The 24,627-nt window shown below is 69.4% G+C and carries 22 protein-coding genes and 1 pseudogene; 14 read left to right on the forward strand and 9 right to left on the reverse strand.

Annotation, left to right across the window (positions count from 1 at the left end; genetic code table 11):
- Positions 1-33: 33 nt before the first annotated feature.
- The 4 genes and pseudogenes from WME85_RS01660 to WME85_RS01675 all read right to left on the reverse strand — a co-directional run.
- Positions 34-1,920 carry a DUF5939 domain-containing protein gene (locus tag WME85_RS01660; protein WP_437834685.1) on the reverse strand — a complete coding sequence of 629 codons (1,887 nt, stop codon included), beginning with the start codon at positions 1,918-1,920 and terminating at the stop codon, positions 34-36.
- Between the two features lie 370 nt (positions 1,921-2,290).
- Entirely contained in the window at positions 2,291-3,592 is a 1,302-nt protein-coding gene (locus tag WME85_RS01665; RefSeq protein WP_437842642.1) for a hypothetical protein, read from the reverse strand.
- Between the two features lie 88 nt (positions 3,593-3,680).
- Positions 3,681-4,076: a hypothetical protein gene (locus tag WME85_RS01670; RefSeq protein WP_437842645.1), complete on the reverse strand. Its 396-nt coding sequence runs from the start codon at positions 4,074-4,076 to the stop codon at positions 3,681-3,683.
- Between the two features lie 71 nt (positions 4,077-4,147).
- Positions 4,148-4,489: pseudogene (locus WME85_RS01675) on the reverse strand (class I SAM-dependent methyltransferase); the annotation flags it as partial.
- An 838-nt stretch (positions 4,490-5,327) separates the two neighbouring features.
- Between WME85_RS01675 and WME85_RS01680 the strand changes: the two are divergent.
- From WME85_RS01680 to WME85_RS01730, 11 genes are all read left to right on the forward strand, one after another.
- Positions 5,328-6,227, forward strand: a complete 900-nt coding sequence (locus tag WME85_RS01680; protein ID WP_437834687.1) for an NAD(P)-dependent oxidoreductase — start codon at positions 5,328-5,330, stop codon at positions 6,225-6,227.
- A 26-nt stretch (positions 6,228-6,253) separates the two neighbouring features.
- Positions 6,254-7,513 carry an ABC transporter substrate-binding protein gene (locus WME85_RS01685; RefSeq protein ID WP_437834689.1) on the forward strand — a complete coding sequence of 420 codons (1,260 nt, stop codon included), beginning with the start codon at positions 6,254-6,256 and terminating at the stop codon, positions 7,511-7,513.
- Between the two features lie 3 nt (positions 7,514-7,516).
- The gene (locus tag WME85_RS01690) at positions 7,517-8,422 is read left to right on the forward strand and encodes a branched-chain amino acid ABC transporter permease (protein ID WP_437834691.1); all 906 of its coding nucleotides are present in this window, start codon (positions 7,517-7,519) and stop codon (positions 8,420-8,422) included.
- 72 nt (positions 8,423-8,494) lie between these two features.
- Entirely contained in the window at positions 8,495-9,472 is a 978-nt protein-coding gene (locus WME85_RS01695) for a branched-chain amino acid ABC transporter permease (protein ID WP_437834693.1), read from the forward strand.
- Complete coding sequence (locus WME85_RS01700; RefSeq protein ID WP_437834695.1) at positions 9,459-10,208, forward strand: ABC transporter ATP-binding protein; 750 nt, start codon at positions 9,459-9,461, stop codon at positions 10,206-10,208. Before WME85_RS01695 ends, WME85_RS01700 begins: the two co-directional genes overlap by 14 nt.
- A complete protein-coding gene (locus tag WME85_RS01705; protein ID WP_437834697.1) occupies positions 10,201-10,890 on the forward strand; it encodes an ABC transporter ATP-binding protein in 690 nt (229 codons plus the stop codon). The genes WME85_RS01700 and WME85_RS01705 overlap by 8 nt, the downstream gene beginning before the upstream one ends.
- A complete protein-coding gene (locus WME85_RS01710; protein ID WP_437834699.1) occupies positions 10,887-11,504 on the forward strand; it encodes an ATP-binding cassette domain-containing protein in 618 nt (205 codons plus the stop codon). The genes WME85_RS01705 and WME85_RS01710 overlap by 4 nt, the downstream gene beginning before the upstream one ends.
- 9 nt (positions 11,505-11,513) lie before the next feature.
- The gene (locus tag WME85_RS01715; RefSeq protein WP_437834701.1) at positions 11,514-12,287 is read left to right on the forward strand and encodes an SDR family NAD(P)-dependent oxidoreductase; all 774 of its coding nucleotides are present in this window, start codon (positions 11,514-11,516) and stop codon (positions 12,285-12,287) included.
- A gap of 7 nt (positions 12,288-12,294) precedes the next feature.
- The gene (locus WME85_RS01720) at positions 12,295-13,083 is read left to right on the forward strand and encodes an SDR family NAD(P)-dependent oxidoreductase (RefSeq protein ID WP_437834703.1); all 789 of its coding nucleotides are present in this window, start codon (positions 12,295-12,297) and stop codon (positions 13,081-13,083) included.
- A 30-nt stretch (positions 13,084-13,113) separates the two neighbouring features.
- Positions 13,114-14,613, forward strand: a complete 1,500-nt coding sequence (locus WME85_RS01725; protein ID WP_437834705.1) for a CoA-acylating methylmalonate-semialdehyde dehydrogenase — start codon at positions 13,114-13,116, stop codon at positions 14,611-14,613.
- Positions 14,614-15,507 (forward strand): MurR/RpiR family transcriptional regulator, encoded by an 894-nt coding sequence (locus WME85_RS01730; protein WP_437834707.1) that lies wholly within the window; start codon positions 14,614-14,616, stop codon positions 15,505-15,507.
- 196 nt (positions 15,508-15,703) lie between these two features.
- On the opposite strand, the gene WME85_RS01735 is transcribed toward WME85_RS01730, so the two are convergent.
- The 3 genes from WME85_RS01735 to WME85_RS01745 all read right to left on the reverse strand — a co-directional run bounded on the left by WME85_RS01735 (position 15,704) and on the right by WME85_RS01745 (position 18,581).
- Positions 15,704-16,786 (reverse strand): transaldolase family protein, encoded by a 1,083-nt coding sequence (locus WME85_RS01735; RefSeq protein WP_437834709.1) that lies wholly within the window; start codon positions 16,784-16,786, stop codon positions 15,704-15,706.
- 404 nt (positions 16,787-17,190) lie between these two features.
- A complete protein-coding gene (locus WME85_RS01740) occupies positions 17,191-17,601 on the reverse strand; it encodes a cupin domain-containing protein (protein WP_437834711.1) in 411 nt (136 codons plus the stop codon).
- A 278-nt stretch (positions 17,602-17,879) separates the two neighbouring features.
- Entirely contained in the window at positions 17,880-18,581 is a 702-nt protein-coding gene (locus tag WME85_RS01745; protein WP_437834713.1) for an alpha/beta hydrolase, read from the reverse strand.
- Positions 18,582-18,850: 269 nt separating this feature from the next.
- Between WME85_RS01745 and WME85_RS01750 the strand changes: the two genes are divergently transcribed.
- Together WME85_RS01750 and ilvE are read left to right on the forward strand one after the other, a co-directional pair.
- A complete protein-coding gene (locus WME85_RS01750; protein WP_437834715.1) occupies positions 18,851-19,564 on the forward strand; it encodes an IclR family transcriptional regulator in 714 nt (237 codons plus the stop codon).
- A gap of 5 nt (positions 19,565-19,569) precedes the next feature.
- On the forward strand, positions 19,570-20,463 hold the full coding sequence (gene ilvE, locus WME85_RS01755; RefSeq protein ID WP_437834717.1) for a branched-chain-amino-acid transaminase: 894 nt from the start codon (positions 19,570-19,572) through the stop codon (positions 20,461-20,463).
- 110 nt (positions 20,464-20,573) lie between these two features.
- On the opposite strand, the gene WME85_RS01760 is transcribed toward ilvE, so the two are convergent.
- Positions 20,574-21,485 carry a LysR family transcriptional regulator gene (locus WME85_RS01760; RefSeq protein ID WP_437834719.1) on the reverse strand — a complete coding sequence of 304 codons (912 nt, stop codon included), beginning with the start codon at positions 21,483-21,485 and terminating at the stop codon, positions 20,574-20,576.
- Positions 21,486-22,145: 660 nt separating this feature from the next.
- On the opposite strand from WME85_RS01760, the gene WME85_RS01765 reads away from it, so the two are divergent.
- The gene (locus WME85_RS01765; RefSeq protein ID WP_437834721.1) at positions 22,146-23,693 is read left to right on the forward strand and encodes a hypothetical protein; all 1,548 of its coding nucleotides are present in this window, start codon (positions 22,146-22,148) and stop codon (positions 23,691-23,693) included.
- Positions 23,694-23,872: 179 nt separating this feature from the next.
- Here WME85_RS01765 and WME85_RS01770 read toward each other — a convergent pair whose 3' ends face one another.
- Entirely contained in the window at positions 23,873-24,622 is a 750-nt protein-coding gene (locus WME85_RS01770; protein ID WP_437834723.1) for a response regulator, read from the reverse strand.
- Positions 24,623-24,627: the final 5 nt, after the last annotated feature.

A 24,627-nucleotide genomic window follows, 5' to 3' on the forward strand; every position in this document is an offset into this window, starting at 1 on the left:
CGTCGCCGGCGGGCGCTCACGGCCGGGCGCGGCTCAGTGGAGCCCCGCCCGGCGGGACCGCGGCGCTCGCGGCCGGATCGAGGGGGCCACCTCGTCGCGGTGCAGGTCGAGCCGGCACACGTCGAGCGGCTCGTCCAGGAACGGGAGGTCCAGCGTGAGCTCCTGCGCCGCGGCCTTCTGCGCTTCCAGCGCGCGCCTCGCCCGCGGGTCGTCCCGGAGCGAGGCGGGGAACACGATCTGCCCCGCCGACGCGAACCCCTGGAGCTTCGCGGCCAGGTTCACGGTGCGACCGAAGTAGTCGATCCCCTTGTCGAGGTTCACCGCGAGGCACGATCCCATGTTGAGGCTGAGCCGGAGGCGGAGCCCGCTGTCGTCGCGATCCGGGTGAAACAGCTCCTGGAGCGCGATGGCCGCGCGCAGGGCGTCGCCCGGATCGCGGAACGCCGCCATGACGGCGTCGCCCATCGTCTTCACGACCACCCCGCGGCTCGACCGCACCGCCGCGTGGACCTCGTGGAAATGGCGCTTCACGGCGGCGAAGGCCCGCGCGTCCCCGTGGCGCTCGTAATACCGCGTCGAGCCGACGATATCCGAGAACAGGATCGTCTGCTCTCCCACCTGGATCTGGACGTTGGAGGCGAGGTATTCGAAGGCGAAGAGGTCGCGGAACTCCTGGAGGCCGAAGAGCGCGGCCGGGCGGAGCGCGTCGTCGACCCACCGCACGTCCTCGACGACCAGCGTGCGCCGCTCCTTTGCTTCGTTGACGAGCGTGATGATCGGCGAGGGCCCCGCCACGGCAGCTCCCCTGTCGCCGGTGCGCAGCGTGACCTCCTGGACGGGCGACCGCGGGTCGACGTCGAGGAACCGATGGCGCGGCTCCCCGATGACCCGCACGCGGTAGCGCCCCGGCGCGAGGCGCGTCGCGACGGCGCGGCGCTCGCCTGGGTCGAGCGGCTGCTGGACCTTGATATGCTCCTTGGTGGACGCCTCGGCGAGGCAGTGCACCCGCGGCTCGACGCGCCGGATCGAGGGGTTCACCTGGAAGGTCACCTCGATCGCCTGGGGCGCGTCGGTCGGGAACTCGACGGCGCACGCCGCGCACGAGGCCCGGGGCGGCACCTCCCCGAGGACGCGCGCCCGCTGCCGGACGCCGCGGCAATGGGGGCAGATGAGGTCCCAGCCGAGGTGGAGCAGCCCGGCGCGGGTCGCGTGAAGGCAGGCGACGGTGAGCTCGCGCTCGTCGATGCGCCACCGCCGGGCCAGGGGCAGCACGCGGATGCGCCGGAGCTCCGTGTCGTCCGCGCGCTCGACGTGGCGGAGGAGGGCGTCGGCGACCGCCTCCCGCACGCCGTCCTGGCGGAGCGCCTCGCGCAGGGAGGCAAGGCGCTGCTTGACCTCGCGGCCGAGCGCCGGCGGGGCCTCCGCGAGGAGCTGGTGGTGGGGTCGATCCTCCGCGATCTGCTGGTCGAGGCGCGCGAGGGCCCGCCGGTACGCTTCCCGGAGGGGGCGCTCGCCGAGGGCGAAGAGAGGCCGGGAGAGCGGGCTCCGCAGGTACCACGCGAGGTGGATCTCGACCCGGGTGCCCCCGGCGCTGCGCGGCGCGAGGGAGAAGGCGGTGGAGAGGTGCGTCGCTACCCCGTTGTCGTAGACGCGCAGGGCCCTCATCTCCCGCTCGGCGACCCACGCCCACGGCGGCTCCGTCCACTGGAAGGAATAGCCGAGGGCGCTCGACGCGCCCCGGAGCACGCCGTCTCGCTCCGAGTAGGCGATGAGCGGGAGCCCCATGGCGCGATCGAGCCGGTCGGTGTCGATGAGGATCGGCCAGAGCTCCTCGGGGCTGGCCTGGAGATCGAACGAGAAGCGCCACTCCATGGGTGGACCGAGGTCTCGTGTCTCGCGCGTCCAGGGGTGCTCGTTCATGGCGCCGATTCGCGGGTTGGCCTGGGCTCACCTGCCCATCTCGGCGTCCAGTCTAGCCGCTGCCAGGAGCGCGGCTGTTCGGGGCAGCTGCAATCCCATCCAGGCGCTGCCCGCATTTGCTGTAAGGCGACGGGCCGATCGCGAACGAGCTTACATTATGACGGGATTCCGACGTAGCTTCACAGGTCGCCAGCGCTCGCAGACGGCGAGAACATCGATCACGTTGAAACCCGGAGAAATTTCACAGGGAGGCGGGGAGGTGGGGAGGAAGAAAAAATGAATTTCTCCCTCTTGCCGTCTCTCGCTCCCCGCCTCCCCGCCTCCCTGTGAAATTTCTGCTTTTTCTCGCGGTTTCAAACCGTTTGTCGCTCTAGAGGTCGAGCGCCACGGTCAGCCGCGCGGCGGGGCCTCGCCAGGCGAACGGGGCTGAGCGCTCCGGGTCCTCGGTGGAGAGCGTGACGGAGGGGCCGAGATCGTAGCCGCCCGAGGCGTCGAGGACGACGATGGACGGCGCGCGCCATTTTGCGCCCGCGGCGAGGCCCACGGAGCCGAACGTCTCGGCGTCGCCGCCCGCCCTCGCGGAGCCCACGCCGCCGTCGACGCGCAGGTACAGGCCGAGCCGCGTCGGGACGGGCCAGAGCACGTAGCCCGCGAAGAGGTGGCCGCCGAAGCCGCCGGCGCCGGCCGAGCCGGTCGTCCCCGCGACTCCATGGAGGCCGCCGCCGAGGAGCGGCCCGTGGTGTACGCGGTACACCTCGAAGGCGAGGCCCGCCGAGACGGCGTTGCCCACGGACACCCTGGCCTCCGGGGCGATCGCGACGCCCCAGAGCGGGCCCCCGAAGACGACGCTCTCGCCTGGCTTGAACGGGCGATCGGGCCAGAGGCCGTGGACCTCGGCGCGATCGCCGGCCACGTCCATGACCACGCCGGTCCTGGTGTCGTGGCCCTCGCGCGCGAGGACCCGGGCCTCGTCGCCCGCGGCCGGCGGGGCGCCGCGGCTCAGCCGCACCGAGGCGCGCTCGCCCCGCGCCCCGACGACCTCCGCGCGCGGCAGCAGCTCCTCGATCTGCTCCCGGACGCGCTCGGGCGTGCCGGAGAGCGAGGGCGGCGCCCCCCGCAGGGCGGGCGGCCCTTCGCAGAGCGCGGGCGTGACCAGCTGGACGACCGACGTCAGCTCGCCGTACCTGGCCCGGCGCGCCTCGTACCTGTCGAGATCCTCGTGCTCGACGCACACGCTGACCAGCGGATCCTCCGGAAACTCCTTCCGGCTCGGCACGGTCTCGTGGCGGAGGCACTTCCGCTCCGGCGCGCCGCGGGCGAACGTCAGCTCGTCCAGGGCGACGAGCAGCAGCTCGGCCTTCGAGCGCTCGAGCAGCGCGCAGAGGTCGCGCCGGGGATCGCGCTGCGCCGAGTTGTCGGCGATGACCTCCTCGGAGTAGGCGAAGCGCGGCCCGCGGAAGGCTTGCTGGATCACCGAGGTGACCGCCCGGGAGCTCGTGATCGCATGGACCCGCAGCTCGCCGTCCGAGAGCCCGCCGGAGATGTCGGCGGCCGTGGGGGTCGGCACGTAGGGCGTCAGCCGCGTGTAGAAGACGCAGCCGGCCGGCGCCAGGGCCACGGCGGCGGCAGCGCCGGCGCGGAGGAGGCGGCCCGCGGGACCGGAAGGAAGCATCGAGGCCTCTCTACGGCCCGGGCTTTCCCGCGACAACCCGGTTCGCCCGGCGCGCGGCGGTGACACCGCCCGGTCCGAGCTCCGCGGGTCAGTCGGCCAGCGCCTCGCGCGGGCGGCGGGCGACGAGCGCGTGCCCCTCGAGGACCTCGCGGACGGCGCCGTCCGCGCCGGCGTGCTTCGCGATGGCCTTGCGGACCTCGACGGCCAGGTCCTCCTCGCGCGACCCGGGCCGGCCGTGCCAGGTGGCCGCGAAGGAAAGGGCGCGGTCGACGAAGCGCTCCACGGGGGTCTCGCGCGGCTCGAGCACGGAGATGCGCTCGAGGTGGCTGAACGCGGAGTCGAGCAGCACGGCCTCGTTCTTCGCGGACTCGCGGATCTGCGGCCGCGCCGGGTCCTCGGTCGAGTACTTGTCGATGAGGGCCTGGAACTCCTTGTGCCACGCGTTCGCGGGGACCTCCGGGTACGTCTCCCCGAACAGCGCCACCGCGCCGCCCGCTCGAGCAGCGCGTCCAGCGACCGGAGGGTCTCGACGCGGTCCATCCAGTGGAAGGCGCGGCCGATGGTCGCGAGCTTGAAGCGGCCGAGGTGCGGCCCGAGCTCGTACGAGCTGCCCTGCACGAAGCGGATCGAGGCGCCCGCGCGCGCGGCGTTGTCCCGGGCCGCCGCGAGCATCTCGGGCGACGGATCGACGGCGGTCACCGAGCCGGCGTGCGACGCGAAGTCGATCGCGAGGAAGCCCGGGCCGGTCCCGAGATCGAGCACGCTGGCGTCCCGGTTGACCCCGACCAGCTCGGCCACGCGGCGGCCGAGGAGCTTCGGATAGGTGGGGCGGCCGGTGGTGTAGTACCGCGAGGCGGTCTTGAATCGTTCCGGGTAGAAGAGCTTGCGTTCTGACATGGGGATGGATTGCCTCCGGGTGGATGAGACAAGCCTCGGCAGGGCGAGCCCGCGCCGCCGGCGCCGAGCGCGAGCCCTCCGCCATGCCCCAGCGCTCGAGGACGCGCTCGCAGGCCGCGCACGCTCCAGCCAACCGGCCGTCCCGCGGTGGAGGAGCTCCGGGAACGCATCCTCGACCCGCTCGAGCTCGTGTGCAGCGCTCCCAGGCACGCAGAACCAACCAGCGTGTCCCCATTCCTATGTCCCGCATCTCTGTTCCCGCGCGAAAGAATGATTCTTTGCGAACATCTGTGACCGTCTCGAGTCGATGGGTCAGCGCGCCTTTCATGTCCTTCATGTGGCCGGGATCGCCGCTCCGAACAGCGGCTCGCCATCGCCCCTCTGAGCCCGAATTCGTCGCGTCGGATGTGTCCTCGGCTCAGCTTGCCCAGATCATTCGCCCCGAGTTCACACGAAGAGCCAGAATTTGAAACAAAAATTCTACTGCGCGGTGTGAAACAAAAATTCTACTGCACGGCGTCCGGAGCGACGGCGAAGCGCTTGGCCAGCTCCCGGATGCTCCCCTCGCCGTCGGCGTGGGCATCGATGATTCGCCGGCGCAGGTCGAGACTCTAGGGGCCGTGCTGGCGCCCCGAGCAGATCCTGTGCCACGAGCTCTGCGGGCAAGCTCGGGTTGTACCAGACGCAGCTGAAAACCGCTCCAGAGCCGTATTCTATCGGTTGACAAAATAGAACAAATATTCTACGCAGGAAATCCCTGAGCCAGAGCCGCTGGCGAGAGCAAATCAGAGCGCGTGGAGGCGAAGGTCCAGCGATCGGCGCCCTGCAGGAGTTCATCATGGCGAAGAAGATCGGGTTCATCGGGGTGGGTTTGATGGGGCACGGCATGGCCAAGAACCTCCTGGCCAAGGGCTTCCCCGTCACCGTGATGGCTCACAGAAATCGCAAGCCGATTGAAGACCTGCTCGCCCAAGGCGCGAGCGAAGCCAAGACGCCGCGCGCCATCGCCGAGGCCTCCGACGTCGTCATCCTGTGCGTGACCGGCGCTCCGCAGGTCGAGCAGGTCGTGTACGGAGACAACGGAATTTGGGGTGCGTTCAAGAAAGGCATGATCTTGCTCGACTGCTCCACGAGCGAGCCGGCCATGAGCGAGCGCGTCGCGAAGGACCTGGCGGCGCTCGGCGCTTCCTACGCCGACGCACCGCTGGCGCGCAGCCCCAAGGACGCCGAAGCGGGCAAGCTGAATACCATGGTCGGCGCCGATGAGCAGACGTTCGGTGAGGTGCGGCCGGTGCTGGAAGCGTTCTGCGAGAACATCTTCTACATGGGCGGCGTCGGCTCCGGCGCCCGCACCAAGCTCATCTACAACCTCCTCACGATGGGGCACGCGGCGCTGATCGCGGAGGCGCTGTGCGCGTGCGCGGCCACGGGCGTCGACCTCGGCAAGTTCGCCAAGGTGGTGAGCGGCGGAGGCGCCAACAGCGGCATCTTCCAGCTGATCGTGCCGAAAATCCTGGAGAGCGGCGACTTCAGCGGGCTCAACTTCACGCTCGCCAACGCCGCCAAAGATCTCCGTTACTATAGCCGCATGGTGGCGGACGTCCCGCTCACGGCGCCGATGGGGCCGGCGGTGCTCAACTCGCTCGTGTCCGCGCTCAACTCCGGTTTCTCGGACGGGCTGGTCGGACACATGGTCGCCTCCCATTGCAAGCAAAACGGCGTCGAGCTCAAGAAATGACCTCTCGCACCCTGAGCCTGGCGGCGGTGGGCGCGCTGTGCATGCTCGCCGCAGCGTGCGACAAGAAGGCTGGCGTCGCGGGCGCCTCGTCCTCGCAAGCGGAATCAGGCAAGCCGCCGATCCTGATCGGCATCACGGCGGACGCCAGCGGCCAGTACGCCAACAGCGGCGACTCTGACAAGCGCGGCGTCATCATGGCCATAGAAGAGGCCAACGCCAGGGGCGGCGTGCTCGGTCGGCCCGTGAAATGGGTGCACATGGATACCGAGACGACGCCGGCCACGGGGTCGCGCATCGCCGAGCGCATGATCAAGCAGGACAAGGTCGCCTTCATCGTCGGTGGCGTCAGCTCCGGCGTGGCCAACGCCATCTCGCAGGTGGCGCAGAAGTACGGCGTCATCTACCTCAACTCGAACAGCAGCTCCGCCACGGAAGCCGGCGAGAACTGCCACCGCGTGAAGTTCGTGTGGGACGCCAACGGCAGCAACTTCACCCAGGCCTCCACCAAGGGCGCGATCGAGACGTTCGGCAAGAAGTGGCTCTTGCTCACCAACGACTACGTGTGGGGTCACGACACCGCCAAGGCCACCAAGAAGGTGGTCACGGAGAACGGCGGCGAGATCATCGACGAGATCTTGGTGCCGCAAGGCACGCGTGACTTCAGCGCCATCCTGCTCAAAGTGCAGCAGAAGGCGCCGAACGTCATCGCCGCTGCCGTCGGTGGCGACGACCTGAAGGCCCTGCGCGCGCAAGTCGCGCAGATGAAGCTGGGCGACAAGTACGCCTGGATCAACAACCAGCAGGACTGGCCGGACATCTACGGCTTGCCGCGCACGGACCTTTTCGGCGTGTTCGGCACCACGTGGTACCAGGGGCTCGACTTGCCCGGGGTCAAGGAGTTCAGCGCCAGGTACGCGAAGGCCAACGCCGACTCCAAGATCAAGACGCCGGGCAACGTGTTCTACAACGGCTACTGGGCGACCCGCTCGCTGCTGGAGGCGGTCGAGCGCGCCAGGACCACCAAGAACCACGCGGTGATCAAGGAGCTGGAAGGCCTGAAGATTCCGGCCAAAGACCGGATGCAGCACCACGACGCCTACATGAACCCGGCGACGCACCAGCTGCAGCAGACCATCTACCTGGCCACCGCCAACCTCGATTCGCAGAACCCCGACGAGCTGTTCAAGATCCTCAGCCACACCGACCCCAGCCAGGTCGTCGACAAGGACGCGGACGCCAAGTGCAAGCTGGAGCCGCTCGAGTCGACGCCCGTCTACGAGCCCTGATCCGTGCTGCCCCACCTGATCAACGGCATCGCGCTCGGCGTTCTGTTCGGGCTGCTGGCGCTCGGCTTCATGCTCATCGTCGGCGTCATGGAGGTGATCAACCTGGCGCACGGCTCGCTGTTCGCGCTCGGCGCCTACGTGGCGGTGGAGATCATCAATCCCGGGTTCATGGGCGAGGCGGGCAGCGCGTATCTGGAGCTGCCGCTGGCGCTCAGGTACGTGATGGCGTTGATCGTGGCGCCGCTGGTGATCGGCGTCGTGGGCATGGGCCTGGAGCGCTGCGTCCGTCGCACCTACGGCAGGAAGGCCGAGTACGGCCTCTTGCTCACCTTCGGCGCCTCCCTGGTGCTCGAAGAAGGCATTCGCATCGTGTGGGGCCCGGGCGAGAAGAACCTGCCGGTGCCGGAGGCCGTGAACGGCGCGTTCATGGCCGGTGAGCTCATATATTCCAAGTATCGGTTTTTCGCCGCCTTTCTGGGCGTCGTGCTGATGGCGCTGGTGTGGCTGTTCCTGGAGAAGACGCCCTACGGAGCCCGCGTGAAGGCCGGCGCGCACGACGCCGAGATGGTGCGCGCGCTCGGCATCAACATCACTCGACTCCGGCTGTTCGTGTTCGCCATGGGCGCCGGTCTGGCGGCGCTGGCGGGCATCATACTGACGCCGATCTGGGGCCTGCGCCCGCACGTGGGCGTCGATGCGGTCATTCCGTCGTTTCTCATCATCGTGCTGGGCGGCGTCGGCAGCTTCTGGGGCGCCGTGCTCGCCGGACTGCTCGTCGGCATCACGGTCGGCATCACCGGTGGATACGCCGCCGAGTGGTCGGTCATGTCCATGTACCTCTTGCTCATCCTGGTGCTCAGCGTCCGCGCGCGCGGGCTGATGGGTAAGAAGAGCGCGCTCGAGGCCTGATCGATGTCGCTTTACACACCCATCACCGCCAGAGGCAGCCATGCTCGCGGGCAAGCCTGGGTCACGAGGCCCATGCTGATCACGCTGGCCTTGATGGCGAGCTTCCCGCTCTGGGCCGAGCACGTCGGGCTCTATCACTACCTCGGCATCGAGGTCGCGATCTGGATGCTGTACGCGCTCGGCTACAACTTGCTCATGGGCTACACGGGCTTGCCCGCGTTCGGCCATGGCGCGTTCCTGGGTGTCGGCTCCTACGCCTACGGCCTGTGTTACCTGAACTGGTCTCAAGACCCGCTGATATGCCTGACGCTCGGCGCGGTCGCGGGCGGCCTCGGCGCTGCGCTGGTCGGGGCGCTCGTGGCGCACCGGCGCGGCATCTACTTTGCTCTGCTCACCATCGCCTGCGGGCAGGTGTTCTGGTTCGTGGCCATGAAGGCGCACTCGATCACGGGTGGGGAAGACGGCTTGCTCAACATTCGCCGGCCGGCGCTGGCTGGGCTCGAGCTGAAGGACAACGTCTCGCTCTACTACGTGGTGCTGGCCATCTTGGTGCTCGCGATCGTGGTGCTGTGGCGCGTGGTGCACTCGCCGTTCGGCAAGGCGCTGCAGGCCATCCGCATGAACGAGTCTCGCGCGCGCTTCGTCGGTTACAACGTGTGGCTCACGAAGTGGGCCGTGATCGCGCTGTCCGGCGCGTTCGCTGGGCTGGCCGGCGCGCTCTTGGCCGTGTCCCAGGAGAGCGCCTATCCGGACGTGATGAGCGTGCACAGCTCCGGCTTCATCGTCATGACGGTGCTGATCGGCGGCGGCACCGTGAGCTTCTGGGGGCCGGTGCTGGGCGCGCTGGTGTTCATCGTCGCGCGCGACCTGCTCGGAGCAGCGACCGAAACCTGGCTGCTCTGGTACGGCCTGCTCTTCATGGCGGTGGTGTTGTTCCAGCCTGAAGGCATCGCCGGCGCGCTCCAGCATCACCGCGCCAAGCTCTCCGGCCGAGCTCGCGCGGCAGGACCCAAGCGGCTACCCACGGAGGCTCAAAATGGCTCTGTTTGAGGCCAGACACCTGAGCAAGCGCTTCGGCGACCGGGTGGTCTTGGAGGACATCACGCTGTCGTTCGAACAGGGTCAGCTGTCGGGCATCATGGGCCCGAACGGCGCCGGCAAGTCGACCTGCTTCAACGTGCTCACCGGTCATTTTCGGCCGGATCGCGGGCAGGTGCTGCTGGATGGACAGGACATCACCGGCCTGTCGCCGCGGCAGATCGCGCAGAAGGGCGTGGCGCGCTCGTTCCAGATCATGAGCTTGTTCGACGAGTTCACGGTGCTGGAGAACGTGCTGTTCGCCGTGCCGGAGATGCGCCGCTCCGGCATGAACCCGTTCAAGAGCGTCGCCGCCGACTCCGCCGCCATGGACAAGGCGAACCGCATCGTCGAGCAGGTGGGGCTCGGTGAGCACCTGGACAGCAAATCGATCAACCTCTCCTACGGCCAGCGCCGCGCGCTCGAGATCGCCGTGGCGCTCGCGGCGGAGCCGCGCGTGCTCTTCTTGGACGAGCCGACGCAAGGCATGGGCGCCGGAGCGCGCGACCGGCTGCTGGAGCTGATCCTCACGCTCAAGCGCCGCTTCACCATCGTCATGATCGAGCACGACATGGACTTCTTGTTCCGTCTGGCCGATCGCGTGTCGGTGATCCACTGGGGCCAGGTGATCGCGCAGGGCACGCCGGACGAGCTGCGTTCGGACCCGTGGGTGCGCCGGGCGAAGCTGGGAGCGCCGGCCGATGCTTGAGATCCAGGGTATCGAGACCTTCTACGGCGAGACTCAGGCGCTGTTCGGCGTCGATCTGAGCGTCGGCAAGGGCGAGGCCGTGGCGCTCCTGGGACCCAACGGCGCCGGCAAGACGACCGTCTTGCGCTCCATCCTCGGCCTCACGCCGGCTCGCCGCGGGGCCATCCGCTTCGGCGGCAGCGAGATCACGCGCGCGGCCACGAGCGACATCGCCTGCGCCGGCATCGGCTGGGTGCCGGATGATCGCCGCATCTTCCCCGCGCTGAAGGTGAAGACCAACCTTCAGCTGGGCAAGAAGAAGACGGCGTTTCGCAGCTGGAGCGAGAAGGAGGTGTTCGGCCTGTTTCCTGCGCTGGAGTACCTGCTCGAGCGCGACAGCGAGAACCTCTCCGGCGGCGAGATGCAGATGGTCGCCATCGGCCGCGCGCTGCTGGGCGGTCCCGGCCTCATGCTGCTGGACGAGCCGTCGCAAGGCCTCGCGCCCAAGCTGGTGCAGGACGTCATGAAGACCATCGCGCGCCTGCGCGACGAGGGCATCAGCGTGCTGGTGGTGGAACAGAACGTGCGAAGTGTGCTCGCGGTGTGCGACCGCGCGTACGTCATCCGCAGCGGCCGCGTCGTGTACCACGGGCCGGCCAACGCGTTGCGGCAGGACGAACGCCTGCTGGGAGAGCTGTCATGACGATGCCGATTCTCGAGGCGCGGAACCTCAAGAAGACGTACTCGCGCGGCTTGATCGCCAGGAAGCAGACGTTCAGCCTCAGCGGTTCGTTCAGGATCGAAGAGCCGGAGATCGTGGGCGTGATGGGGCCGAACGGCGCCGGCAAGACGACCTTGTTCGAGATGCTATCGGGCAGCAACGTGCCGACCAGCGGGCAAGTCCTGTGCGGCGGGCGCGACATTCAAACGGTGAAGTACCGCGAGCGTGACCGCATGGTGATTCACTATCACCAGTCGTATCAGGTGCGCTCGGTCAAGAGGACCAAGCCCAGCTTCATGCTGCAGCCGGCGGCGTCCGACTACCCGCTGGTGCACATCTTCGACGAACCGCAGTTCAGCACGCAAGACGGTTACATCGGCTTCATGCTGAGCTTCTTCAAGCAGCTCCGCGCGAGCGGCCGCGTGGTCATGCTGTGCGTCCACCCCTGCGAGCCGTTTCACATCGACATCATGCGTGACCACTGCGAGCGCTTCCTGTTCGTGGCCGGTGGTCAGGTCGCGGAGCTGCCGACGTACGGCAGGCTGCTGGAACATACGGGCGTGCGCGACTACCTGGGCGCGCTCGCCGATTGCTGAGCAACGAAGATGACTCTACCTGGAATCGAATCGAAGGACGAGACGAACAACCCGAGACGCGTCGCGATGGTGACGGGCGTAGGCGGCGCCATGGGGGCGGCGATCGCGCGCTCCTTGCTCGCCGAAGGCCACCGCGTGGTGCTGGCGGACGCGGATCGCGCGGCGCTCCAGGCGGTGACGGCCGTGCTGGGCGAGGGCACCTTCCCTGTCGTGTTCGATCTGAGCGATCCGGCGCAGATCAAGGCCGCGTGCGCCGACGTGCGCGAGCGCGTCGGGCCGGTGGAGATCCTGGTCAACAACGCGGGCGTGCTCTCCAATCACAAGCTGGCGGAGACCAGTCCGGAGGAGTGGCGCAAGATCATGGCTGTCAACCTGGACGGCCCGTACCACCTGAGCCGCGAGTGGGTGCCCCACATGCGCGAGCGCAAGTGGGGCCGCATCATCAACATGTGCTCGGTGGCCATGAAGACCGGCGGGCTCACGGCCGGCACCGCCTACACCGCGTCCAAGGGCGCGCTCGGCGGACTCACGTTCTCGCTCGCGCGAGAGCTGGCGCCGCACGGCGTGACCGTGAATGCCATCGCGCCGGCCTACGTCAGGACCAAGATGATCACCGAGCAGCTCACGGAGGAGCAGCGACAGCAGACGCTGAAGCAGATCCCCGTCGGGCGCTTCTGCGAGCCGGAGGAGATCGCGCACGCCGTGGTGTTCCTGTCCTCGCCCCTGGCTGGCTTCATCACCGGGGAGCTGCTTGATATCAACGGTGGTCTACACCTGGATTGAGGCCACCATGACGACCATCGCTCCCAGTATCCCGAGAACCCTGCTCGACAAGGTCGCGTACGTACCGGGCGGCACCGGAGTGCTCGGCGCGGCGATCGCGCGCGGCTTGGGCCGAGCCGGCGCCAGGGTGGTGGTGGGCGGCACCGACGAGCTCAAGCTGCGCGCGGTGATGGACTCGGTGCTCGCTGCCGGGGGGGAAGCCAAGGCCGTCGCCTTCGACGCGCGCTCGGTGAAGGACATCGGGCGCTCGGTCGACGGGGTCTGTGACTACTTCGGGCGCTGCGACATCCTGGTCAACGCCGTCGGCATTCATCGCGAGCAGAGCGTGTTGGAGGCGACCGAGGAGAGCTTCGACAGCGTGATCGACCTCAACCTGAAGGCGGCCATGTTCCTGGGGCAGGCCGTCGCGCGGCGTCAGGTGCAGCAAGGGCAGGGCGGACGCCAGGTGCAAATCCTGTCCGTGCGCGCCTCGCTGGCCCTGCAGGGGAAAGGCTATTCGGCCTACACCTCGAGCAAGGGCGGCCTGGCCATGATCGTCAGACAGCACGCGGTGGAGCTCGCGCCGCATCGCATCAACGTGAACGGCGTGGCGCCGACCTTCGTGCAGAGCGAGATGGCGCAACACGTCCTCAAGAACCCCGAGCAACGAGCCAAGCTGCTCGAGCGCATCCCGCTCGGTCGCGTCGCGGAGCCGGAGGACGTCGTCGGACCGACGCTGTTCTTCTGCGGCCCCGGCAGCGATTTCGTCACCGGGCAAATCCTGTATGTCGACGGAGGTCTGACGGCCTGCCAGTAGCGGGCCCGAGCCTCGATAGGTAATGAAGACATGACCAAGAAACTGCAGAACTACGTAGGCGGCAAGATGACGGACAGCTCCACTCAGCGCTGGGGCGACGTCTTCAACCCCGCGCTCGGCGCCGTCGCGAGCCAGGTGCCGATGTCGACGGCTGCCGAGGTGTCGACCGCCACGGCGGTCGCCAAGCAGGCCTTCGAGAGCTGGTCGGCGACGCCGCCGGTGCGGCGCGCGCGCGTCATGTTCGAGTTCAAGAGCCTGATCGACCGGCACATGGACGAACTGGCGGGGCTCGTCACCGCCGAGCACGGCAAGGTGCTGGACGACGCGCGCGGCTCCGTCACGCGCGGTATGGAGGTCGTGGAGTTCGCCGCCGGTATTCCGCAGCTGCTCAAGGGTGAGTACTCGGAGGGCGTGGCGCGCGGCGTCGACAGCTGGTCCTTTCGCCAGCCGCTCGGCGTCTGCGCCGGCATCGGGCCGTTCAACTTTCCGGCCATGATCCCGCTGTGGATGGCGCCGGTCGCCATCGCCTGCGGCAACACGTTCATCATGAAGCCGTCGGAGAAGGTGCCGTCGCTGTCGCTGCGCCTGGCGGAGCTGTGGACGCAGGCAGGGCTGCCGCCGGGCGTGTTCAACGTCGTGAGCGGCGACAAGGAGGTGGTCGACGCCTTCATCGAGCACCCGGACATCGCGGCGATCAGCCTCGTCGGCTCCACGCCCGTGGCCGAGAGCGTTTACCAGCGCGCGACGCGGGCCGGTAAGCGGGTGCAGGCTCTGGGCGGCGCCAAGAACCACATGATCATCATGCCCGATGCCGACCTGAGCCACACGGTCGACGCGCTGATGGGCGCCGCCTACGGCTCGGCCGGTGAGCGCTGCATGGCCGTTTCGGTGGCCGTCGCAGTCGGCCCCGAGACGGGCGACCGCCTGGTCGAGGCGCTCATCCCCAGGGTCAAGGCGCTCAAGATCGGGCCCGGCAACCAGCCTGGTGTGGACATGGGGCCGCTGGTCACCAAGCAACACCTGGAGAAGGTTTCCGGCTACGTGGACCTCGGCGTCAAGGAAGGCGCCAAGCTGCTGGTCGACGGGCGCGGCCTCAAGATTCCGGGATCCGAGAACGGCTTCTTCCTGGGGGGCTGCCTGTTCGACCACGTCACCTCGGCCATGACGATCTACCAGGAAGAAATTTTCGGCCCAGTGCTCGCCGTCGTCCGCGTGCCGACGCTTGACGCTGCCATCCAGCTGGTGAATGCCCACCGTTATGGCAACGGCGGCGCCATCTTCACCAGCAGCGGCGAGGCTGCGGACGAATTCACCAAGCGCATCCAGATCGGCATGGTGGGCGTGAACGTGCCCATCCCCGTGCCAATGGCGTTCCACAGCTTCGGCGGCTGGAAGGGCTCGCTGTTCGGCGATCACTACATGCACGGTCCGGAGGGCGTCCGCTTCTTCACGCGCATGAAGACCGTCACGTCGCGCTGGCCGCGAGGCGCGAGCGTCGGGGCGAGCTTCGCCATGCCCACGGTGAAGTGAATGAGGAAGAGCAAAGCTGCCTATCCGGAGACGTACGATCAGCTGGAAAGAGCGATCATCGAGCGATTCCCCAGCCTGAGCAAACGTCTCCAGCAGATCGCCAGCCACGCCCTCGACAACCCCAGTGAGCTCGCGCTCGATACCATCGCGCAGGTCTCGCAGCGCGCCGGCGTGCAGCCCAGCAGCCTCATCCGTTTCGCCAAGGTATTCGGGTTCTCCGGCTACAGCGACATGCAGCGCGTGTTCCGCATGCGGGTGACCGACGCCATGCCGGACTACAAAGAGCGCCTGCGCTCCCTCAACGGCGCCGCGGGCGCTCCGAGCGAAGAGGCCGAGGGCGGCGCCAGCGCGCTGCTCGACCAGTTCGTCGAAGCGGACATCGTCGGCCTGCGCCGGCTGCAGCAGCACAAGCGGATGGGGCGGCTGCTGGACCGAGCCTACGAGCTGATCACAGACTCCGAGATCGTGTACGTGGTGGCGCACCGTCGCTCCTTCCCCATCGCCTGCTACCTGGCCTATGCCCTCAGCCAGATGAACGTGCGCAACGTGCTGGTGGACGGTGTGGGCGGCATGTTCATGCAGCAGGTCGGCCACGCCACGAATCGCGACGTCATCATCGCCATCAGCTCCAAGGCGTATTCGCCGGACGTGGCGCAGGTCGTGGGTGAAGCCAAGCGGCGTGGCGTCAAGATCATCGCCATGACCGACAGCCCGCTCAGCCCGCTCGCCGAGCACGCCGACGTCAGCATGGAAGTACAGCAAGCCTCGGTCGGCATGTTCCGCTCGCTCGCCGTCACCATGACGCTGGCGGTCACGCTCATCGTCGGCCTCGGCCGCGCCGTGGAAGCCAAGCGCGGCCACGGTAACGGCAGGAAGTCGAAGCGATCGCCCTGAGGGCTTCAGGCGCGGTCGGCCACGGCCGTCCGGGACCGCTGCCAGCGATCGCCCGACTCGGGATACGCTCACGGTGTCGCCGCAGCCGGACGTGGCGCGCTCGCACGGGGGCACCGAGGGCCGCCACGGCAGCCTGCTGCAGGGCCGGGCTGCGACGCGGCAGCCCCTGCTCCAGCTGGCCGCCGGCGCTGGTCGCTCACTTGTCTGGATTCGGAATGCGCAGGTCGCGGATGAAGCTGAGCAGCCCGTAATACGAATCGAGGAAGGTGCGCAGCGTGCGGCGGGTGGCGCCGAAGCCGTCGAACTCGGCCACGTTCATGCCTCTGGGATCGCAGGCGCGCCGGAAGTCCTCGAACTGCTCGGAGAGCTCGGTCATGGCTTGCGGCGGAACCGGGTTGTCGATGCGCGGGATGACCGAGACGGTGGAGGCGTTGAACTTGCGCTGCCACTCCGGAGGAATCGTGAGAATGACGTCCCCGCCCACCAGCTCCGACCAGTGCAGGTGATGGCGGTAGGCGGCGGCGAGCAGGCGCGTGCGGTAGCCGGACTGCTTGAAGGTCTTGAACGCGCTCTTGAACACCGCGACGCCGGCCCAATCCAACGTGCCGGGGGTCGGCACCCCGCCTTGTTTTTCGCACACGACCTTGAGCCAGTCGTCGAGGCGGCCGACCATGATGGTGCAGACCGGGACCATGTTGGCCGTGGAATGACCCGCTGCCTCACGGCGCTTGAGCCCTCGCTCGACGGCCTCGGCGACGGCGACGGCCTGCGGCGCCGTGAACGAGACGGTGGCGTTGACGTTGACGCCCTGCGCCGTCACTTCCTCGATGGCCCGGATGCCGGCCGCGGTCGCCGGGATCTTCACCTGCAGGTTGGGGGCGAGCGACGCGAAGTGGAGCGCCTGGCTCACGAGCGCATCAGGGCTCTTGTGAAATTCCGCGTTGGTCTGGATCGACAACCAGCCCTTCTTGCCTCCCGTCCGCTCGAACACGGGTGTGAGCAGGCCGGCGGCTTTCACGGCCATCTCTTCGATCAGCTTCCAGGTGATTTGCGCCTCCGTCCACGTGGGCTGCGCTTGAAATAGCTCCTCCAGGCGCGCTTTCCATTCGCCGAACTCGGTCTTGAGCACGCTGGCGACGATGGTGGGATTGCTGGTGGCGCCGACCGCGCCGTGCTCGAGGGCGTACTTGAGCTCGCCCACCGCGCACGAGTCGCTCCAGAAGTCCGTGGGGGTGGTGGAGGCCATCTCGTGCAGGGGGCTGCGGAACCTGGTGGGCATGTTGCCATTGGAACATATATTCCAATTAATGGCAATTCGTGGAATAAAAATTCTACTCCAGGGATCCTGGCCGCTACCGCGAGGACTCGCACGTGGACACGTCCACGTTCGCCCATCGCGCCCTGACCGCGATCATCGACCCCCGGGCTACGATTTCCTCGGATGCGGCAGCGCAGGCGCGGCGGAGGCGGCGCGCGGGACCGGAAGGAAGCATCGCGGCCTCTCCATGGCCCGGGCGCTCCTGCGACAACCCGGTTCGCCGGGCGCGCGGCGGGGCCGCGGTACGTCTCCCCGAACAGCGCCGCCGCGCCGCCCCGCTCGCGCAGCGCGTCCAGCGACGGGAGGGGCCCGACGCGGTCCGTCCAGTGGATGGCGCGGCCGATGGTCGCCACCGCGGCGGCGTGTCAGGACGCCGGCTCCTCCTGGGGCGAGAAGCGGTGCTGGTCCCAGGGCAGCTCGATGCGCTCGCCGGCGGGCGTCTCCACGGTGACCGGCGCCGCGCCGAGCGCGGCGATGACGTGCATCTCTTCCGCGCCGGTGTTCGCGATCTGGTGCGGGACGCCCGCGGGCAAGATGAGCGTCGAGCCCGGGCCGAACGCCAGGACCTCGCCGTCGAACTCGCACGTCCCCGAGCCGCGGAGGACGACGACGACCTCCTCGCAGGCGTGCCGGTGCCTCGGCGTTTGCGCCCCCGGCGCGATGGTCTGCATCCAGACCTCGACGCTCCGGAGGCCGTCGCGAGGGCCGGCGAGGGTCTGGTGCTCGAGCCCGGGCAAGCTGAGCTTCTCGATCGAGGCGATGTTCAGGACAGTCATGGTGCGAACCTCCACGGCGAGGGTTGTGGTGCGGTCCTGCGTGTCGCCGCAGGCCGCCGTGCCCGCAGTGATACGGCGGCCCCTCTCCGCCGTTTCGCGCGCCCCCGAGAACACCCGTCGTCGCGGCCCGGAGGACCGGGGAGCGACGCCGAGGACGTCCGGCGCTCCCCGGCGTGCGGTCCGGGCGACGCGGCGCGGCCTTCACCGGCAGCCGAGCTGCCGCCGTTTCGCCCGCGCCATCGCCGCCGAGCGCGAGCGCTCCGCCGTCCCCCAGCGCCTCAGCCGGTCGCCTTCGCGACGATGTCGCGCACGAGCGCGGCGAGGTCGTCGGGCCGCGACAGGAACGGGGAGTGGCCCGCGTCGAGCCGCCGGACCTCCCGCGCGCGCTGCGACATCGCCTCCTGCGCGAACACCGGGATGGCGTTGTCGCGCTCGCAGATCACGTACGTCGAGGGCAGCTCCTGCCAGGCCGCGGCGGTCAGCTGCTGCGTGAAGGCCGCCCTGGCCTGGGGCAGTAGTGCCGCCTCGGCGGCAGCCGCCACCTCGTCGGTGCAGTCGTTGTAGAAGATGCTGCGCGGATCGGCGGGCGTCAGCGTCCTGCCGTCGGCGGAGGTGATCCACCACGGCGGGTCCTTACCGCCGGCCTCAGAGAGCAGCGACTCCCCCGGGCCGAGCATGAACGCGCACAGGTAGACGAGGTGCGCGACCTTGCCCGTGCGGGCCGCCACCTCCGTGACCGGCAGCCCCCCGTACGAGTGCGCGACGACGACCGCCTTGCCGGGCACCTCGGCCAGCGCCGCGCGGACCGCGGCCACGTCCGCCGCGAGGTCCCCGAGCTGGCCCGTCGCCGGCCCGGCGCTCGGCAGGTCGGGCACACGGACGTCGATCCCGCTCTCGAGCAGCCGGCACGCGACCTGAGACCAGCACGACGGCCGGTGCCAGGCGCCATGGACGAGTACGACCGAGGTGATTGCGCTCATGAGCTCCCCGCCTTTGCAGCCCGCGATCGGGCGGCCCCGACGCTATCCGACCCCTTCGAGCGGCACCAGCCCGCGCGCTGCCCGCGCGCTGCCCGCGCGCTGCCCGCGTCGCCGCGCCGGCCCACCCCCGCGTCGCCGCGCGCGCGTCGAACCCCGCCCGCTCATCGAGCCCCGCGCGGACTACCGCGCGCCCGCGGCGCGATCCAGGCGGGCGCTGGACGGTGGCCCGATTCCAGGGTAGATCAATTATCGGAACGGAATTCCGAATAATGGAACGGTCTGGAACGGTCGACAAGGCGGTGCGCGCCCTCGAGGCGCTGCGGGAGGGCGGCGGCAGCGCGTCCCTGGCGGAGCTCGCGGAGCGCGTGCGCATGCCCAAGGCGACCCTGCACCGGCTGCTCGCGTCGCTCGCCGCGCACTCGCTGGTCGAGCAGGACGGCGAGGGGCGCTACCGGCTCGGCGTCGGGCTCATCCGCCTCGGGCTCGGGGCGCAGGGGCTCGACCCTGTCGCGCGCGTGGCGCGGCCGGAGCTGGAGCGGGCGGCGCGCGCCTTCGGCGAGACGTTCTTCCTCGTCGCCGCGCGCGCCGGGCGGCTCTGCGTGCTCGACAAGGCGGAGGGCACGGGGCTCCTGCGCGCGGCGCCCACGGTCGGGGCCGAGGTGCCGGTCGACGTCACGGCGAGCGGCCGGCTCTACCTGGCGCACGCGCCGGAGCTCGTGGGCGCCCCGGAGGCGGCCCCCGCGACGCAGCGGGCCGCGCAGCGCGCCGCGAAGCGCGGCTACGACGTCAACGAGGGGGAGTGGATCGACGGGCTGACCGTCATCGCGGCCCCGGTGCTCGCGCGCGGCGGCCTGCACGGCTGCATCGCCTGCGCCGCCGCCGCCCAGAGCTTGCGCGGCGAGCGTCTCGACGACGCCGTGCGCCACACGCGCGACGCCGCGGAGCGCGTCGCGCGCGCTCTTCAGGGGGAAAGCAGGAGGTGAACGGTATGAAGACCTGGATCGATGGGCGAATCGTCGACGTGGCGGACGCGACGGTGAACGTGACCGACCACGGGCTGCTCTACGGCGACGGCGTCTTCGAGGGCATGCGCGTCGCGGCGGGGCGGCTCTTCCGCGTCGATCGCCACCTCGCGCGGCTCGCGGTGGGCGCGAAGGCGGTCGGCATCGCGCTGCCGCGCTCGCTCGACGAGCTCCGCGGGATCGTCGAGGAGACCGCGCGCGCTCACGGCGAGCGCGAGGCCTACGTCCGCCTCGTGGTGACGCGCGGCGTCGGCCCGCTCGGCGTCGACCCCACGACGTGCGAGCGGCCCGGGCTCTTCTGCATCGTGGGGGCCATCCGCCTGTTCAGCGAGGAGCAGCGGCGGCGCGGCCTCGAGCTCATCACGTCGAGCCACCGCCGGCCCAACGCGGACGCGCTCGACATGCGGATCAAGAGCCTGAACTACCTGGGCTCGGCGCTCGCGAAGCTCGAGGCCAGGCAGCGCGGCGCCGACGACGCGCTGCTGCTGAACGCGCGCGGCCACGTGGCCGAGGCGAGCGTGGCGAACGTCTTCGCGCTGCGCGGCGACGTGCTCTCGACGCCGCCGGTCACCGACGGGTGCCTCGAGGGCATCAACCGCGCGGCCGTGATGGACATCGCGCGCAGCCTCGGGCTCACGGTCGTGGAGCGCTCGCTCGGGCGGCTCGACTTCTTCGCCGCCGACGAGGCGTTCCTGACCGGCACCGGCGCCGGCGTGATCGCGATGCGGAGCCTCGACGGCCGCACCATCGGCGGGGGCGAGCGCGGCCCCGTCACGAGCCGCCTGACGGCGCTGCACCGGCGGCTCGCCGAGAGCGAGGGCGTCGAGATCATCGCGCCGCCCGGCGGTCATCAGGCGTAGGCAGGGGTCGAGAGGAGAGCGCGGCGCGGCGGCGAGCGAAAGATACTTAACCGATTAAGTTTTCTGTCGTCCGGCGGCCGCCGCCCGCGGAGCGGCCGCCGGAGGGCACGTCAGCTCTCGCGGGCGATCTCCGCGAAGATCCCCCGCAGCCAGGCGTGCGCCGGGTCCTTCGCCTGCCGCTCGTGCCACACCTGATCCAGCGAGAACCCGCCGAGCTCCACGGGCGGCTTCATGACGCGCAGCGCCTCCATCCCGGCGAAGACGCGCGCGATGCGCGCCGGGACGGTCAGCACGAGATCGGTCTGCGCGACGATGTGCGCCGCCACCAGGAAGTGCGGGATCTGCAGGGCCACGCGGCGCGAGAGCCCCTGCTGGGCCAGGACCTCGTCCACCCGGCCGCCGCCCTCGCCGCGCGGGCTGATCAGCGCGTGCGGTAGGCTCGTGTAGGTCTTGAGCGTGAGCTTGCTCCGCACGACGGGGTGATTCCTCCGCACGACGCACATGTAGTGCTCCTCGAGCAGCCTTTGCCGGTAGAACCCCGCGGGCACGGCGGGGAGCAGGCCGATCGCCAGGTCGACCTTGCCGGTCTCCATCGAGCTCCACATCTCGTTGTCGTACGGCCGCGCGATCAGGTCGACGAACGGCGCGTCGGCGAAGAGCTTGTGCACGAGGCGCGGCAGCAGGATGAGCTCCACGTAATCGACCGTGGCGACGGCGAACGAGCGGCGCGACGTCGCGGGCTCGAAGCGCGGGCTGCGCGCGACCGTCGCCTCGATCTGGGCGAGGGCCTCGCGGATGGGGCCGATGAGCTCCTGCGCGCGCGGCGTCGGGATCATCCCTCTCGGCGTGCGCACCAGGACGGGATCGTCGATCAACGTGCGCAGGCGCCCGAGCGCGTGGCTCATCGCCGACTGGCTCAGCCCGACGCGCGCCGCCGCGCGCGTGACGCTCCCCTCCGCGAGCAGGGCGTCGAAGACGACGAGCAGGTTCAGGTCGATCGAGGCAAGATGCACGGGATGCATGGGGCCCATGCTACTAATGAGTTGGTAGCGCGCCATCGATCGCCCTAAAGCTTGTTCTCTGAGCCGGCACGGACGGCCCCGCCCGGGGAGGCGGAGGATGCCGCCGGATCATCGCGCAGATGCCTCGCTTCGATCTTCAGAGCACGCCCGCGGAGACTTCCTTCCGGCCCCTGCTCGCGCCGGTATCGGCGGCGATCGCCCGCGGTCGCCCCCGCAACCAGGTTGCAGATCGGCGGTCGGCGCGTGCAACCCCGCGGTCGCCCTTGTCGAGAAAATGAAGCAGTCAGAATTGTGCTGCAAGCCCAGGTGTTGGTTGCCTTACCTGGTTCGGTCCGCTAAGTAGACGCCGCTCGAGATCGCCTCGGTGGGCGAGCCCCCCCGCGGCTCGCGTCGCGGCAGATCGGCCATGGCGCCCGGCTCGGGCCGCGCGGGAGCGGAGATGAGCCTTCGGCGAGCCTCGATGGCCGCCTGGATGGCCTGGAGTGGCCATCTCGCCTCCGGCTGACCCCGGCGGTCCCGGATCGAGCTGTGTTGACTCGTGACGAGCCGGTTTCTACCGCGTTTCCCCCGGCGCCGTGCGACGGGCCCATGAACAGCGTGTTTCGGCAACTGTACGGAACCACGGTAACAGGAAGTGAGAGCGCCATGCCAAGTCCGAAATTGAGTTCCCTGATCCTCGCTCCGATCGCCGCCGTTGCCTTCCTCGCCTCGTGCGCTCCCTCGGCGCCCGAGGGCGAGCGCCACGGCGCCGCGTCGAGCGCGCTCACCGCTCAGGCTCGGCTCACCGCGTGCGACGAGGACCCCCGGGTGATCGCCGGGCTCGTCACGCGGGAAATTTGCGCAGGCGCTGATATTTTCTTTCGCGAGACGTTCGAGGGCAACGGCCGCTCCTGCGGGACCTGCCATCCTGTCGAAAACAACTTCACGATTGACATCCCGTTCATCGACACGCTCATCGACAACAACCCTCTCGACCCGCTGTTCATCTTCGAGCAGGAGCCCGAGCTGGAGGAGCTCGAGACGTTCGAGCTGAAGACGCTCGGCCTGATCCGCGTGAACATCGATGGTTATGACGACCTCGACAACAAGTACGTGATGCGCGGGGTCCCGCACACGCTGTCGATGGCGACGACCATCGCGCCGGACCCGGCGAACGGCACGGAGGGCGTGCCGGTCCATCGCACGGGCTGGTCGGGCGACGGCGCGCCGGGCACCGGCTCGCTGCGCGAGTTCCTCACCGGCGCGATCACGCAGCACCTGCCGACCGATCCTGGCCGCGAGCCCGGGGTCGCGTTCCGGCTCCCGACGGAGGAGGAGCTCGATCTCACGCTGGCCTACCAGATGAGCCTCGGCCGGACGAACGAGCTCGATCTGACGCAGGTCAGCCTCACCGATCCCGAGGCGAACGAGGGGCGGCTCGCGTTCCTCGATCCGGCGCGCGGGCGCTGTAACGTGTGCCACTCCAACGCGGGCGCGAACCACCTGGACTCGGGGCTGAACCGCAACCTCGACACGGGGACCCGGAGGGCCCCGGCGTCCAGCACCATCGGGGCGTTCGACGGCGGGTTCGGCGGCAAGGATCAGGCCGAGCCGAACCTCGACGTCATCGGCCTCGGGTTCAAGCACGGGTTCGGCGACGGCACGTTCAACATCCCGCCCATCATCGAGGCCGTGGACACGCCGCCGTTCTTCCACACGAACGCCTTCGGGCCCGACATCGAGGGCGCGGTGGCGTACTACATCTCGAACTTCTTCAAGGAGTCGCCGGCCGGCCTGGAGCTGGAGGCGCGGTTCGGCACCCCGATCGCGTTCCCCGACTCCGACATCATCAAGATCGGGCGCTTCCTCCGCGTCCTGAGCGCGGCCTTCAACGTCGACCTGGCGAGGCAGCGCCTGGACGCCGCCCTGGTGCTGGTCAACCGGTTCCACGACAGGGGGGCCGACGTCCAGGAGCGCCTGATGAAGCTGGCCGAGGTCGAGCTCGACGACGCGCTGCAGGTCCTCTCCGTCGGCGGCACGCCGCTGCACCCCGGCTCCAGGGACCGACTCCAGCTGGCGAAGGCCGAGATCGCGACGGGCCTCGGGGCGACGCGCTGGTCGCAGCGCCAGGGCCGGCTCGCGGCGGCGATCTCGCGGGTCAAGGTCGCGCGCGACCAGTTCGGCTCGAACATCACCTACCGGCTCGGCAAGGGCAACCTGATGTACTAGAGCGACGGTCACCCGCTTCGGATACGGGCCCATCTCGACGTTTTCGGTGCTCAGCGCACTGGAGTGCGCTTCCGCGCCGAAAACGCCGATCTGGACCCGTCTCCTGTGCGGGTGACCGCCGCTCTGTGTCGTAGGTACCAGACGCGGCCAAGCACCGCGCTAGCGGGGGACTTTCCGCTTCACGCGGCGGCGTCCCCGCGCGCGCGGGCGATCGTGTGGATGAGCTCCCGGGCGTCGAACGGCTTGCGCAAGCACGTGTACCCGCCCTTGCTCATGATCGCGTTGACCATCTCGGGGACGGAGTGACCGGTCATGGCGATCACCGTGACGGACTTCTTCAGCCCCATGATCTGCTCGCACGTCGCGATGCCGTCTTGAACGGGCATCACGAGATCGAGCACGCACACGTCGACCCCTCGCTCCGCGATGCGCTGGACCGCAGTCCGCCCGTCGTGAACCGCGTGCGCTGACACCCCCGCCGTCCGGAGCGTCGCGACGATCGACTCCGCGACCATCGGAATGTCGTCCACCACGAGGACCGCCGGCGAGTCGACCGCCCGGGCGACGATGCGCGCCAGGTGGTCCATCGAGAACGGCTTGTGGATCACCGTATAAACCCCCTCGGAGATCGCCTCCTCGAGGAGCTTCTCGAGCGCGAAGGCCGTCATGAGCACGACGGTCAGATCCGGCTGGAGCCTCTTGAGCTCACGGAACATCTCGACGCCGTTGAGCCCGGGCATGCGGACATCGCTGACGACCACCGTGAACCGCTGCTGCGCGGCGAGCTCGAGCGCGTGCGCTCCGTCCCTCGCCTCGACCACCTCGTAGCCCTCGAGCTCGAGGTTGGCGGCGAGCGTCAAGCGCATGCCCTCCTCGTCATCGACCACGAGCACCCGCTTCGTCTCCTGCGCCGCCGCTGCTTCGACCATGGATG

Source organism: Sorangium sp. So ce1153, assembly GCF_051521595.1.
GTDB lineage: Bacteria > Myxococcota_A > Polyangia > Polyangiales > Polyangiaceae > Sorangium.